The 11,053-nt window shown below is 33.5% G+C and carries 12 protein-coding genes; 9 read left to right on the top strand and 3 right to left on the bottom strand.

Translation table 11 applies throughout. The features are described from left to right. Positions 1-202 precede the first annotated feature (202 nt). The 9 genes from CP366_RS09840 (at position 203) to CP366_RS09800 (ending at position 7,121) form a co-directional block, all read left to right on the top strand. A complete protein-coding gene (locus CP366_RS09840; protein ID WP_023488642.1) occupies positions 203-595 on the top strand; it encodes a hypothetical protein in 393 nt (130 codons plus the stop codon). Positions 596-619: 24 nt separating this feature from the next. Further along, positions 620-982, top strand: a complete 363-nt coding sequence (locus CP366_RS09835; protein WP_005721163.1) for a helix-turn-helix domain-containing protein — start codon at positions 620-622, stop codon at positions 980-982. Beyond that, positions 966-1,499, top strand: coding sequence for an ImmA/IrrE family metallo-endopeptidase (locus tag CP366_RS09830; RefSeq protein WP_089145937.1), 534 nt, complete (start codon positions 966-968; stop codon positions 1,497-1,499). The genes CP366_RS09835 and CP366_RS09830 overlap by 17 nt, the downstream gene beginning before the upstream one ends. Positions 1,500-2,010: 511 nt before the next feature. After that, positions 2,011-2,481 carry a GNAT family N-acetyltransferase gene (locus tag CP366_RS09825; protein ID WP_005720850.1) on the top strand — a complete coding sequence of 157 codons (471 nt, stop codon included), beginning with the start codon at positions 2,011-2,013 and terminating at the stop codon, positions 2,479-2,481. An 88-nt stretch (positions 2,482-2,569) separates the two neighbouring features. Continuing rightward, positions 2,570-3,391: a helix-turn-helix domain-containing protein gene (locus CP366_RS09820; RefSeq protein ID WP_089148053.1), complete on the top strand. Its 822-nt coding sequence runs from the start codon at positions 2,570-2,572 to the stop codon at positions 3,389-3,391. Between the two features lie 81 nt (positions 3,392-3,472). After that, positions 3,473-5,071, top strand: coding sequence for an ABC transporter ATP-binding protein (locus CP366_RS09815; protein ID WP_089148052.1), 1,599 nt, complete (start codon positions 3,473-3,475; stop codon positions 5,069-5,071). Beyond that, positions 5,071-5,802 (top strand): hypothetical protein, encoded by a 732-nt coding sequence (locus tag CP366_RS09810; RefSeq protein WP_057726171.1) that lies wholly within the window; start codon positions 5,071-5,073, stop codon positions 5,800-5,802. The genes CP366_RS09815 and CP366_RS09810 overlap by 1 nt, the downstream gene beginning before the upstream one ends. 128 nt (positions 5,803-5,930) lie before the next feature. After that, entirely contained in the window at positions 5,931-6,767 is an 837-nt protein-coding gene (locus CP366_RS09805; RefSeq protein ID WP_089148051.1) for an aldo/keto reductase, read from the top strand. A gap of 81 nt (positions 6,768-6,848) precedes the next feature. Then, the gene (locus tag CP366_RS09800; RefSeq protein ID WP_005728568.1) at positions 6,849-7,121 is read left to right on the top strand and encodes a hypothetical protein; all 273 of its coding nucleotides are present in this window, start codon (positions 6,849-6,851) and stop codon (positions 7,119-7,121) included. Positions 7,122-7,173: 52 nt separating this feature from the next. Here CP366_RS09800 and CP366_RS09795 read toward each other — a convergent pair whose 3' ends face one another. The 3 genes from CP366_RS09795 to pyrR form a co-directional block, all read right to left on the bottom strand. After that, entirely contained in the window at positions 7,174-8,706 is a 1,533-nt protein-coding gene (locus CP366_RS09795; protein ID WP_089148050.1) for an RNA-binding domain-containing protein, read from the bottom strand. 186 nt (positions 8,707-8,892) lie between these two features. Beyond that, positions 8,893-10,224: a solute carrier family 23 protein gene (locus tag CP366_RS09790; RefSeq protein ID WP_005720845.1), complete on the bottom strand. Its 1,332-nt coding sequence runs from the start codon at positions 10,222-10,224 to the stop codon at positions 8,893-8,895. Between the two features lie 11 nt (positions 10,225-10,235). After that, positions 10,236-10,763: a bifunctional pyr operon transcriptional regulator/uracil phosphoribosyltransferase PyrR gene (pyrR, locus tag CP366_RS09785; protein ID WP_065990500.1), complete on the bottom strand. Its 528-nt coding sequence runs from the start codon at positions 10,761-10,763 to the stop codon at positions 10,236-10,238. Positions 10,764-11,053: the final 290 nt, after the last annotated feature.

Raw genomic sequence — 11,053 nt, 5'->3', positions numbered from 1 at the left:
CTTGAGCAAAATCTTTGGTAAAATCATTCATGAAGGAGTTCTTCTTTCTGTATGTGTTTTTTTGTTCAAACCAATCATACGAGAAAGGAACTCCTTTTTCTAATGTTTAAAGAAATAAGTTTAAGGAATCATTCATCCTTACACAAACTATTTTACAGTCTCTATCGTCAGTTTTTATCCGATTGGAAAGGCATAAAATACTATGTATGAATTAACAAAAATCATTAATTATGAAGTTACTCGAGATCTTGTTCTTGAGAGTCAAAAAACGAATCAAAGTTATACTGTGTTTGATGATTCAGATATTTTAGGAGATGATAAGTTCAATTTTTTAAAAACAGGCAATAGGTATAGTTGTAGAATTAGTATTTTAGGCGACTTGAGTGATTCTGTTTCTGGGACAAAATTTAAAGTTATAGGTCAAGAGAAAGTAGGTGGTGTAAAATTTAGAAAGGTTTTTAACTCCGTTGGTGATCTGTTTTATTTGCCAGATTATGATACAAAAGAAAGTAATAGTATAATTTATTTAAATGTTAAAAGATATGATCTTCTTTCAGTGAATGAGATTATTTATAATAAAGATTTTAGAAAGTAAATATTAGAAAAGAGAAAGTAAACTATGACTTATACAGCACTGGGAAAATTTTTGAGAAAACTTAGGGTAGATCGAGATGAACGACTTTATGATATGGCGGAAAACGTCGGGGTAAGCTCGGCTTTTTTATCTGGTGTTGAAAATGGCCATAAGAAGGCTTCCGCATCATTAATTAATAATATTGTTGATAGATATAACTTGGATAGAGAGCAAGAACAAGAGCTAAAAGATGCATTGAGCATAAGTGAAGAAAGCTTGGATATATCTAAATTTTCACCTGAAAAGCAGGAAGCTACATTGATGTTTGCAAGAAAATTTGATGATTTGACAGATAAACAAATAGCTCAAATTCAGAAGATTTTGAAAGAAGGTGAGAGACATAATTAGTTATGATTCAATATTTGAAGCTAAACCAGAATCTCGTAAAGATTTAAGAGCATTAGCTAGAGATGTACGATTATTATTAGGGATAAATCCTTGTCAACTTTATATTGATATTACGCGTGTACTAGAAAAAATATCAGAATTAGATCCTAATTTTTCATTTGAAATTGTAGACAATGATGAATTAGAATGTGATGTTCAGGCACAAACTGATATCGTTAAGGATAAAATTCTTATTAAAGAATCGGTGTACATGGGAGCGATTAGAAATGTTGGACGTGATAGAATGACAATAGCACATGAGTTGCTACACCTTATATTACATCAACCTTCTTCACTGACTCTATATAGAAGAAATGGAGAAATTCCAATATATAAAAATCCAGAATGGCAAGCAGAATGTTTTGCCGGTGAATTATTGATGCCATATGAAAGAATAAAAAACATGAGTGAATCAGAAATAGTTGATAAATGCAAAGTTTCTCAAATTGCAGCTCATTATCAATTAACTCATATTTAATTAAAAATGTGATAATTGCGTCTTTCTTTGCATATCCTTAAATTTGGCGCGGAAGCCAAATTTATATCAAAGTTGAGAGAGAACAAGATTTCAGTATAAAACTTCTAGGCACTTATATTGAAGAATTGATGAAGAAATATAAGTTGATGTAGTTAACGATTATTATATGAAAAAAGAAAGTTTGTTAGATGACAAGCTTTCTTTTTATTTAAATCTAGCAGTAAAATTTTCAGCAAATTCAAGTTAACTTAAAACTTATCTCAAAAGTCTTAAGAGATTAAAATTAATTTGAATTACAGGTTAAAGTTGAGGTAGAAATTAAACTAATTTGAATTAGATTAGCTTGAACGGATATAAAATAATTTTAAGAAACTATCAAATTTTTTGTGTATAATAGTGTTATTCAGAGTTATTAACAATCAATTTTTAATTAGAAAAGAAGGATACTATTTTAGACTCTAAACCCGCCCGATGGGGCACAAAAGCATATCGTGACGCTAAGAAGTTATATATGAAGGCTTTTCCAGCTTGGGAAAGATTCTCCATGTTTTCTCTTTTAGCAATGTCATTACACCGAAATGTTAAGTTTCACGCAATTTATAATGATGGTCAGTTTTGCGGCATTACTTATTATGCTGAGAATGATAATACAGTCTATTTGACCTATTTAGCCATTAATGAAAAATTGCGAGGACAAGGTTATGGTTCCAAGATCTTGATGATGTTAGAGGATCGATTCCCTGATAAGCAAATTGTCATTGATATTGAGCCAGTTACCAAGAAGGCGAAAAATTATAAGCAGCGTGTTAGTCGCCTGAAATTCTATGAAAGAAATGGATTTCACAGGACTGACCGCAAATTGGTTGATCCTGATGGTGAATTTGAAGCTTTGACTACCGGTAAAAAGCTAGACATTGATAGTTTTACTAGAATGTTGAAGCAGATGAGCTTTGGATTTTATCAAGCAAAAGTTGAAAAATAAAAGAAGCCTAGTTAGCAGATCAGATTGCTGGCTAGGCTTTTTTTGATTATTGCGGTATTCTTGAACTTAACAAAGAAGGGAGGCACATATGATGACAATAGGAGAAGCTCTGAAAGAAGAAAGAATTAAGCGAGGATTATCAATTAGAAAAATGGTAGGAGATATTATTGATCCCTCTTCATATAATAAGGTGGAAAAAGGGATGCGAAATATCGGATCTGATGCACTAGTCAGACTATTGTTTTTGCATAACATAGATATCAATGAATTTTTCTCCAAATTAGAGGATTCTTATGCGCCTGCATTTACTGTACGTGAGAAATACTTAGATCAGCAGATGCGAGTGGCTTTTAACCAGCGCGATCTTAAGAAAGCAGAAGAAGTATGTAGGAAAATTCAAGAGCTTAAAGGAAAGCCTGTTCTTAAGCTAAGAGCTATAGTCGCAATTGCGTATTTAAAAAATAACGTTGAAAATTTGAGCGAACAAACTAAAAAAGCAATATTTGATCAATTAGATAAGAATGATGATTTGAGCAATAATATTGAGGCGATTAAGCTGTTTGCAAATACAATGCCAGTGTTTACCAACGAGCAGTTGAATTACTTAATGCACATTTATATTTCAAAAATTATTAAAAGAAATGACGTGTCAATTTCGGATCAAAAAAGATTTGCAATTGCTAGTGTCAATTATTTGAGAGCTTGCTATGAAAGAAAAATTCCTTTAAATGATTCTATGCTAGAAATTGAAAACTATATTATGGAGATTGATGATTCCTCTTTCCTCGTATATAAAGGTGTAGTCAAATTAAGTTTAGCTGCGATACGAGGGGATAAAGAGCGAGCTGAGCAAATAAAGCGAGAATTAATTGATGTTGGATATGAAATAGCTAGGAAATGGATAATTTAGTTGTGGTTTTTTGACCACGATTAAATTATTTTTTTGTTTTTATGATAAATTTATGGATATTTAATTGGAGGTGGCTACCTGATGAATGAAAAGAAAATACAAATTAATTTAAGATGGGTTCTATCAGTTTTGCCCGTTAGGTTTACAATTGCGATTATAGTTTTATCAATCACTAGTTCATTTGAGGGAGTGATCAATGGGTATGTTATGGGACAAATGACTAACATTGCTTTTAATAATTTCGCTGGTGTTGGGACTTTTGTTTTATTGGTTTTAGCAGCCTATTTGATTACCTATGTTTCGGCGTATTTATTTTTGCTAACGAATCAAAAGGCAATTCAAATTTTAAATCAAAAATTAAAATTTGCTTTTTTTGCTTCTAGCTTTTATCAAGAAAATCAAGCTGATTCAAATTCTTCTGATGTAATTAATAATGTGACGAACATTTCCAATCAAATTCAAGGACATTATTTCCAGCCTTTGTTTTATTTGATTCAAGCCATTATGACGGTCATTTCTACAACATTTGTAGTATTAGAGACCAATCTGTTATTAGGTATGATATATGTATTGCTTTCAGCATTAAGTATGATTCCTAACCAGCTTGGTAAAAAACAGATGAATCAAAAAACAGACAATTGGAGTCAATCTAATTCATCTTTAGTCACAATCATGAAAGACATTTTTGAAGGGAAAAATGAGATTAGAAAATTTGATGTTAAGAATCTCTTCTTCAAAAAATTCTCCAATTCGTTAAATACTGAGGAAGAAAATTATTTTCAATTAAACAAAGTTCAGTTTACAGTTCAATTTTGTGCATGGGTTTGTGCAGTTCTAGCAAATATAATACCAATGGGTATTGGATTATTGATGGTTGTCAACCACTTTGGTGGTGTTGAGATCGGGACGATTGTGACATTAACCTTAACTGCTGACCATGTTTTGGGTGGAGTACGTGAAATCGTTGGTTACCAAACGCAAATTAGTAGTACTAAGAGTATTAGAGATATTGGAATTGAAGAAGATAAGAATAGCGTTCAGGCTTCAGAAGTTGGCGAAAATAGCTTAACTCTAAAAGATGTGGCTTTTGATCGTGGTGATAAAGAAATTTTTCAAAATGTAAACTTACAATTGAAGAACAGTGATAAAGTCATTATCAATGGTGATTCAGGAGTAGGTAAGTCAACTTTACTGAATATTATTTCAGGTCAACTAAAGCCAACCAAAGGTAAAGTAGAATTTGGCAACCGGTCAATCTCTCTTGGGGATTCGATTTTGGTTTCTCAAAAGTCATGGTTATTTGCTGGAAACGTGGCTGATAATCTTTCATTGTATGAAAATTTTTCTGATGAAGAAATGGAAGAAGTTTTGAAAAAGGTCCATCTTTGGGATGAATTAGGAGATAAACCACTACAATTTAAAATTGAGAGTGAAGGGAGCAATTTGTCAGGTGGACAGGCTCAACGACTAACAATTGCTCGAGGATTATTGAGACATAAACGATTATTTTTGCTTGATGAGATTACTTCAAGCTTAGATAAAGAAAATTCGCATGCGATCAGAAAGCTGATTTACACTTTACCAATCATGACTGTAGAGGTTGCACACAATATCGATGCCGAGTTAGTTAAGCAGTATGGTATTGAAATCCGAAAATTAACTAAGAATGGATTAAGTTGATGAATGATTGGGCACTTTTTTATGCAAATGATGTTTTAGTAAACAACAAAGAACACCATATATCATTATTTGTAAAACTAATCCATAATCAAATTGAAAATTTAAATGTGAAGTATACGTATTGTGAACTTCAAGAAATGGAAAATTTGTGTAATAAAAAAGCAGTAAAATGGCTAAAAGAATTTCTTGAAATTAATTTTAATTTTAAAGTTAAAATCGAAATTGATTTTGATACTGAGGCAGTAACACCATTTTATGTGGTAAGCAAGAATAAGATAATTTTACCGTATAAATTTATGTTATTAAAAAGTAGTAATAACATATTAGACCATGAGATATTTAACTTCTTTCTGTTTCACGAATTAGGACATGCTGTTTTAGATCAAAATTCACCTCAAATCTATAAAATAAAGATGATACAAGATATCTTTTATTATTTAGGAAAAAAGTATAGTCAAATAAATCTAAGGACTGATAAGAAAAAAATATTTTTGAATTTAAAACAAGTTTATAGAGAATTTCTACCTGATTTTATTGCAATTTATTTATTAGAAAAAAAGTTTAGCATGTGTGTAAACTGGAATGAATTTTTGTCTTGTTTTGAATACTTCAAAACTAAGACCGAGATGTGTACTATTTTTGCTTTTGATACGCACGCCCCTATTGAAGCTAGACTATATGTAAGCAAGATGGCAGTAGATTATTTTCGTAAACATGATAATAAAAATTGAAAGAAGCTTAGTTAGTGATTCTCATAAGATTGCTAACTAAGTTTTTTGAATAGGATATAATCTAAACTGTATGATGTATGTTAAAATAAAATGAAAATGCAATAATTAACTAGAAAACGAGAAGAAATATGAAAGACTATGTAATTTTAAATAATGGTGTCAAAATGCCACGCTTGGGCTTTGGTGTTTATCAAATTGATGACTTGGCTCAAACGCAGCAAGTTGTGGAAAATGGCTTAGAAGTTGGTTATCGACTTGTGGATACTGCCCAAATTTATGGAAATGAACAGGCGGTTGGAGATGCACTTGTGCATAGCAGCATCCCACGAGAGGATATTTTCGTCACTTCTAAAATCTGGGTCGATAAGTATGGCTATGATCAGACTTTGCAAGCCTTTGACGATTCAATGAAAAAGCTGAAGTTAGATTATATTGATTTGTATCTGATTCATAAGCCATATAACGACTACTATGGTACTTGGCGGGCTCTAGAGCGGCTATACAAGGAAGGACGCATTAGGGCAATTGGTGTAAGTAGTTTTTGGAATGAACGCTTAGCTGATTTGATTACTTTTAATGATGTAAAGCCGGCTGTGAACCAGATTGAGACTAATGTCTGGAATCAAGAATGGAAATCACAGCAATATATGGAAAAAGAGGGCGTGCAACCTGAAGCCTGGGCACCATTTGCGGAAGGAGCCAACCACATTTTCACTAATCCTGTCTTGCAAAAGATTGCAGAAAAGCATCATAAGACTACTGCTCAGGTAATGTTGAGATGGTTTTTACAAAGAAATTATGTGGTGATTCCTAAGTCAATTCATAAAAACAGATTAATGGAAAACTTTGATGTGTTTGACTTTGAACTAGATAATGAGGATATGGCATTAATCAAGACTTTGGATCAAGGCTACAGTGTTTTAGAAGATGAGATGGATCCGGAAATTGCGGAAAGTTTTCGGTAGTAGGCATTAAAAATGTGTCCAGCCTCGTAATTAGATATAATTAAGAACAAGAAAGTGATTTCAAAATACGAGGTGATCCCTATGAAAAAGATGAGATTAATCGGCACAATTATCGGTGTTGCTGGAGCTATTGGTGCAGTAGCGGCGATTGTTTATAAAAAATTCAAAGAAAAACAGGCAATGGTGAATACGCCACAGGAGAAAACTTTACTTTTAGGCAATACTTCTAGTAAAGCCAAAAGTGAGTTAATGAAGGCAGAATTGTCTGAGAAGGATCAAGTTGAGACAAATAACACCGAAATTCCGCATGTTTCACTTGATGACGATAAGCCTAGAATATTTGAAGATAAATAAGATGAAAAAGCTCAATCTGCATGAATTTTGTAGGTTGAGCTTTTTGAATGATCTATTTGAGTAAATTATCTTCAAGATGTTTAAGGTGCTTAACGCGATTTAGATAATCATTGTTTTTCTGTAAATTGTAGATATATTTTTTGCCAATTTTCTCATTGGATAGTAAATGCTTCTCTACTAATGAATTTACATATTTTCTAATCGTGGTTTGTTTACCAAAATGATTCTGCGGATCTTTAACAATATCATTTATTGAAAAATTAGGATTTCTGCTAGCAAAAGACATAATAAATTTCTCTGGTTCAGTTAATTTTTCCTGATTATCAATTGCAAAAGTCTTAAAAATACGAATGCGAGTAGTATTGATTTCATAATCAATGTTAATTTCAGGATCATTTAAATTATTTTGCAACACAGTATTAAGAATTCTTGGACCACCGCTAGCTGCAGTTTCAGAGACACCAATTCGTCTGAATAAACTAGCGATTTCAGTATTTCTAATGGAGGAATATTGTCCACGTAAAAACGATTCTTTACTTACGCGCATAGTACCAGGGTTTGTAAATTCAAAGTAACTAGGTCTATCTACAATTTTGACACCTACCATACCATCATAATATGAGTGCATTAAACAATTAACTAGAGCTTCTTTAGCTGCAATGATTAAATCGTTATGGTAGGACGTTCTACTAAGGTCGTTACCTTGAATAAATGGATCAGGTATATTTGTTTCTATTTTAGCTAAAACTAAATTATAAAAAGAAAAGATATTTAAAGTAGGGTAATTCATATCACCTGCAGAAGCTCTATCATTCCAGTTAGTGGAATTATCACTATTATATTGCTGGTAATCTAATTGAAAGCGTGGGAAACGATCTGTTATCGAAATATATTTTCCAAAGAAAAGGAGACCACCATCTGTAAGATGATATTCATTTGAATTACTTAATCGGTCTTTTCTGAAAACACCAATTGAATATAAAAAATCTTGATCACTAAGTTGAGAATTAGTATTAATAATACCTTTTTCTTCAATTATTTTGCGATATTCTTTGATACTTTCTGCATCTAGATCTTCTATTGTATAGGTCGAAGGGAGTAAGTGAGTATTAATCTCGCTTTGACTTTCAACTGTAAAATATTTAAGTTGCTCTTTAGTAGCTACTTGATCTCCGTCACCAGTTCTAATATATGCTTTACCGAATGCAGTTATTGGACGAGTATTAAAGGGTTCTGGATGAATTATTACTTGAATAATAGTTTTATTTTGAAAAAAAGAAATCTGAACATCATTATTTTGGATTACAGGTCGATTAAGGCATGAAATATTGTTATTATCATTGAAAATTTGTGTTTCAATGTCTTCAACATTGTCTACACCAGTTATACTAAATTCATGTTTACTCTTATCTTCTGCTATGCCTAATACTATTATTCCACCTGAAGTATTAGCAAAAGAGCTAACAGTTTCCCAAAATGATTTAGGTAATTTCCAACTAGCTTCTTTGTATTCGATGTTTTCATTTTCAGATGGTGTTTTAAAATTACCAGTTTGTGTAATTGCTTTGAAGTTTAAAAAGTCCATTTAATATCACCTCATGACTTAAATTTATTTGTGTAAATAAATTATATACTATTGCTCTCGTAACTTACACTAACTTTCGCCAACTTTCGCGCAACTTACAACATTGTGTGCGCAAAGTGAGAGTAAAAAATAAACCCGCTAGCTATCATTGCGATAACTAACGGGTTTTTGAATGGCTTATTCTATCTATTGGTAAATTTTACCTTCTTGTTTTTCTTGCTTAATCTTTTCTTCTTGAGCTTTTTCACTAGCTGCTTTCTTAGGCAAAATCCAGTTTAAAAGCATTCCGATGATGGTGGAAAGGGCAACTGAGGTAAGTTGGAAATTGCCCAGTTGTAAGTAAGCTCCACCAATCCCGATAACCAAGATGACAGAAGCAATCAACATATTGCGCTTTTCACCAAAATCAATTTGATCATCAACTAAGATCTTTAAACCATTAGATGCAATTGTTCCGAAAAGTAAGAAGGAAATCCCACCGATAACTGGCATTGGAATTGATTCGATCAATGCGGCAAGTTTACCGACAAAGCTGAAGATAATTGCTGAAACAGCAGCACCGGCTAATACCCAAACTGAGTAAACTTTAGTCATAGCTAACACACCGATATTTTCACCGTATGAAGTGGTAGGAGGACCACCAATGAAACCAGCGATAATCGTTGAAAGACCATCACCCATCATCGTTCTGTGTAAGCCAGGATTCTTGAAGAAGTCACGCTTAGTTAATGAATTCAATACCATAATGTGGCCCATGTGCTCTGTCATCGTAACGAAGGCAATTGGTGCCATGGCTAAAATAGCGGCAGGATACCATTTGAAGTGGTAACTGATTCCAGGCACATCAAGTGCTGGCAATGTGAACCAAGCTGCTTTTTCCACGCCAGAGAAATCAACAATTCCGAGGCAGCAGGATAAGATATAGCCACAGATAATTCCTAGCATAATTGAAACCAAACTGGTGAAGCCTTTGAAGCACATTTGGAAAACTAAAGTCATGACCAAAGTGAAGATAGCTACACCGAAGTAAGTCAAATCATACTTAGAATTATTCATCATAGCGTCATTAGCGGCAGTAGTTGCTAGTGACAAACCAATAACGATGATGATTGGTCCAACTACGATTGGTGGTAAAACTTTGTTAACCCAGCCTGAACCAATTTTGCTAATGATGATCGCAACAACTACGTAAACTAAACCAGAAGCGATCGCACCCTGGGCAACTGCGGGGTAGCCATCAGCCTTCATTAAGGCTTGCATTGTAGCAACGAAGGCAAAACTTGATCCGAGGTATGCTGGAATCTTGAAGTGGGTCAAGAGCATGTGGACCAAGGTACCGATTCCTGATGAAAGTAGAGCGATGCTTGGGTTAATTCCAATTAAAATTGGCACTAAAACGGTAGAACCAAACATAGCAAACATATGCTGTAAGGATAGCAGTACGCCTTGGCCGAATTCCGGCTTTTCATAGACGTCTAAAACGGCCTCCGGATTTCTGTACTTTTCTTTTTTATTCATTCAAAAAACTCCTATTTAACGATTTCGATACTATCTTTATCATCGACTTCAGTCATTGCAACTTTGACCTTCTCGTTCATTGCCGTTGGGATATTCTTTCCAATAAAGTCAGGACGAACTGGCAATTCACGATGACCGCGGTCAACTAGGACAGCTAAATTAATCTTAGCTGGACGGCCTTGATCCATTAATGCATCAAGTGCAGCTCTAATTGTCCGACCTGTGAAAAGAACGTCGTCAACTAAGATAACGTTTTTATCGGTGATATCGAAGTCAAGTTGTTGGCTGTGGATCATCTTTTCCTTCTCAGCCTCTGGTAAATCATCGCGGTATTGAGAAATGTCAATTGCCCCTACAGGGACTTCAACATCTTCCAAGTTTTTCAAATTTTTGGCGATTCGCTCAGCCAAGTACCAGCCGCGAGTTTTAATTCCGACTAATACAAGGTTTTCAGTACCTTTATTGCGTTCGACAATTTCATAGGTCATCCGCATCAAGGCACGTTTCATGCCTAAAGCATCGATTATTTCTTTTGCCATATATTTTCCTTTCTGGATGACCAATAAGAAAAAGACCACCAAGAGCGCTGGGCTCAAGATGGTCTTTCTGTTTTTGCCAGTACAAAAATAATACTGACTACTGCAGACTTCCTTCTTAGCCTCACGGGACTAACTTTAAAGGTCATCACTATTATTTTCTTTATATTTAACTAGGAAAAAAGTGAATTGTCAAGATTTCGTAAAAAATGTAAGTGTCAATATTTTTGCGGTAGGTTGTGAACCATTAGTCTAACCTTAATTTCTTAAATATTTATCTGATTTATTTTCCT

Origin of the sequence: Lactobacillus sp. UMNPBX15 (assembly GCF_002553785.1) — a bacterium.
GTDB classification, from domain to species: domain Bacteria; phylum Bacillota; class Bacilli; order Lactobacillales; family Lactobacillaceae; genus Lactobacillus; species Lactobacillus crispatus.
Note: the sequence above shows the minus strand (reverse complement) of the source record. Positions and strands in the feature narration are given on the sequence as shown.

Bases quoted from the DNA above. Each gene is read 5' to 3' on its own strand.
- CP366_RS09820 (WP_089148053.1), top strand. From the start codon at position 2,570: ATGATGACAATAGGAGAAGCTCTGAAAGAAGAAAGAATTAAGCGAGGA.
- CP366_RS09835 (WP_005721163.1), top strand. From the start codon at position 620: ATGACTTATACAGCACTGGGAAAATTTTTGAGAAAACTTAGGGTAGAT.
- CP366_RS09805 (WP_089148051.1), top strand. From the start codon at position 5,931: ATGAAAGACTATGTAATTTTAAATAATGGTGTCAAAATGCCACGCTTG.
- CP366_RS09825 (WP_005720850.1), top strand. From the start codon at position 2,011: ATGAAGGCTTTTCCAGCTTGGGAAAGATTCTCCATGTTTTCTCTTTTA.
- pyrR (WP_065990500.1), bottom strand. From the start codon at position 10,763: ATGGCAAAAGAAATAATCGATGCTTTAGGCATGAAACGTGCCTTGATG.
- CP366_RS09815 (WP_089148052.1), top strand. From the start codon at position 3,473: ATGAATGAAAAGAAAATACAAATTAATTTAAGATGGGTTCTATCAGTT.
- CP366_RS09790 (WP_005720845.1), bottom strand. From the start codon at position 10,224: ATGAATAAAAAAGAAAAGTACAGAAATCCGGAGGCCGTTTTAGACGTC.
- CP366_RS09810 (WP_057726171.1), top strand. From the start codon at position 5,071: ATGAATGATTGGGCACTTTTTTATGCAAATGATGTTTTAGTAAACAAC.
- CP366_RS09795 (WP_089148050.1), bottom strand. From the start codon at position 8,706: ATGGACTTTTTAAACTTCAAAGCAATTACACAAACTGGTAATTTTAAA.
- CP366_RS09800 (WP_005728568.1), top strand. From the start codon at position 6,849: ATGAAAAAGATGAGATTAATCGGCACAATTATCGGTGTTGCTGGAGCT.
- CP366_RS09840 (WP_023488642.1), top strand. From the start codon at position 203: ATGTATGAATTAACAAAAATCATTAATTATGAAGTTACTCGAGATCTT.